Consider the following 2,443-nt stretch of genomic DNA (forward strand, 5'->3'; position numbering starts at 1 on the left):
CACGTGCACACCCGCCTCCCCGGGCCGCCGGCCCCGCCCCCCCCGCCCCGGGCCCCCCCGCCCCCCCCGCCCGGGCGGGGCCGCCCCGCCCCGCCCCCGCCCCCCCCCCCCGCGGCCAGTTGTGGCGCCCGCCCGCCGGCCCCGCGACCGACCCGGCCTTCGACAACCGGCTGCTCGCCCCGGCCATGGCGCGCTACGACGCGGCCCGGGCCGACGGCGACCCCGCGGCGATCGCCGAGGCCGAGCAGGCCATGCGCGCGTTGGTCGCCAGCCAGCTCCAACCGACCTGGGACGCGCTGTGGCACGGCATCGACCTGCTGCGGACGCTGCCGACCGGGGCGCGGGTCGGCGAGCGGTGGAAGCGCGACCGCTGGTCGTACACGGGGCACCGGGACCGGGTGCGGGCCGGCGAGCCGCCCCAGCCGAAGTGGGACGACGCGGTGACCGCGGCGCGCAAGCTGGCCGCGCGGGAAACCGCTCAGGCGCAGCTCGACGCGCACGAGGCACTGGACGATCCGCTGGTCATGGCGGCCAGACGGCTGTCCGGCGAGGCGTTCGCCGGGGCCGTGACGGCGGTGGAGATGGCGTACTCGGAGGCGAAGGTCCCGCGCCCGCGCCCGCTCGTCACGCTGGCCACCGACGACCGGCCGCTCCTCGACGAGGGGACCAAGCTCTACCGGGCGCTGGCTGGCGGCAAGACGCAGACGGCGGAGTTCGTGGCGTACGGCGGGCCCGAGCGGGACGGCGGCGCCGGGCCCGCCGAGGCGCTGACCCTGGTGGTGCGGCTCACCGGCGGCATGGGCCGGGGCAAGGTCCCCGAGGCCGGTACGGTGCCCGAGGCGGGCGACCGGGTGTGCTGGACCCTGTTCGAGCACGCGCCGCGCGGCGGGCCCGAACTGCCCGATCCGGAACAGACCCCGTGGACGCACGGCGGTCCGCCGCTGCACGCCGGTGCTCCGGTGACGGCCGTGGCCGCGGTCGCGGGGGACGGTGGTGCCGGTAGGCCCGGTGCCGGTGGGCCCGGTGCCGGTGGGCCCGGTGAAACAGGCGGAACCGACGGAATCAGTGGAGCCGACGGAATCGACAATTCCGCCCCGTTCGGCGCCGCCGCCGACACCATCGCCGAGGTCGGCAACCCGTCCGCCCCACCCCTGCCGCCCGCCTTCCTGCCCGACCCCGTGACCGACGAGGACTTCCTGTGAGCGACGCCGACGCCGCCGCCCCCGTCCGCCTCACCGGCCAGAGCGGTCCGGGCACCCCGACTGGTCCGAGCGGCCAGAGCCGCCCGGGCAGCGCGAGCGGCACCGCCCATCCCAGCCAGCGGACCGACGCCCGCCCCGCGACGGGCGGCACCGGCCCCCACGGCCCCAGCTCCCCCGGCCCCGGAACCGGCAGGTCCAACGGAGGCGCGAGGTTCGATCCGGGGGCCGCGGCTGCCGCGGCGACCGCGGCGATCCTGGCCGACACGGTGCACGGCACCGAGCGCGGCGTGGTGGTCGACTCACCGCCCGGTGCGGGCAAGTCCACGCTGGTGGTGCGCGCCGCCCGGGAGCTGGCCGCGGCCGGCCGGCCGCTGATGGTCGTCGCGCAGACCAATGCGCAGGTGGATGACTTGGTGCTGCGGCTGGCCGAGGCGGAGCCCGAACTGCCCGTCGGCCGGCTGCACAGCAGCGACCCGTCGGCGTACGATCCGGCGCTCGACGCCCTGCCCGCGGTCCGCACCTCCGCGAAGATCGCCGAGCTCAGCGGGCTCGACGTGGTGATCTCGACGGCCGCGAAGTGGGCGCACACCAAGAACGTCGAACCGTGGCAGCACGCCATCGTCGACGAGGCGTACCAGATGCGTTCCGATGCGCTGCTGGCCGTGGCGGGGCTCTTCGAGCGGGCGCTGTTCGTCGGTGACCCGGGGCAGCTCGACCCGTTCAGCGTGGTCGGCGCCGAGCAGTGGTCGGGCCTCGCCTACGACCCGTCGAGCAGCGCGGTCAGCACCCTCCTCGCGCACAACCCGCAGTTGCCGCAGCACCGGCTGCCCGTCTCCTGGCGGCTGCCCGCCTCCGCAGCCCCGCTGGTCTCGGACGCCTTCTATCCGTACACGCCCTTCCGCAGCGGCACCGGCCACGGCGACCGGCGGCTGTCGTTCGGCGTCGCGTCCGACGGGTCGGGCATCGACCGGGTGGTGGACGAGGCGGCGGAGTCCGGTTGGGGCCTGCTGGAACTGCCCGCCCGGCACACGCCGCGTACGGACCCGGAGGCGGTACGGGCGGTGGCCCTGGTGGTGCGCCGGCTGCTCGACCGCGGCGGGGCCGCGACCAGCGAGCGCGGCCCTGACCCGGTGCCCCTGACGGCGGCCCGGATAGCGGTCGGCACGGCCGAGCACCGTAAGACCTTGATTCGACATTCTTCTATGTTGACATTCATCGATCCAGGACACAACCTTGCATTG

General features: G+C 76.5%; 1 protein-coding gene and 1 pseudogene. Both read left to right on the plus strand.

The genetic code is table 11. From position 1 onward, the window contains the following. Positions 1 to 1,202: pseudogene (locus AAHZ94_RS32645) on the plus strand (hypothetical protein); the annotation flags it as partial. A 251-nt stretch (positions 1,203 to 1,453) separates the two neighbouring features. Then, the coding region (locus AAHZ94_RS32650) for an AAA domain-containing protein (protein ID WP_349997327.1) at positions 1,454 to 2,443 on the plus strand (990 nt) is incomplete at its 3' end.

This window comes from Streptomyces sp. HSW2009 (assembly GCF_040240285.1).
In the GTDB taxonomy this organism is placed as follows: Bacteria; Actinomycetota; Actinomycetes; order Streptomycetales; family Streptomycetaceae; genus Streptomyces.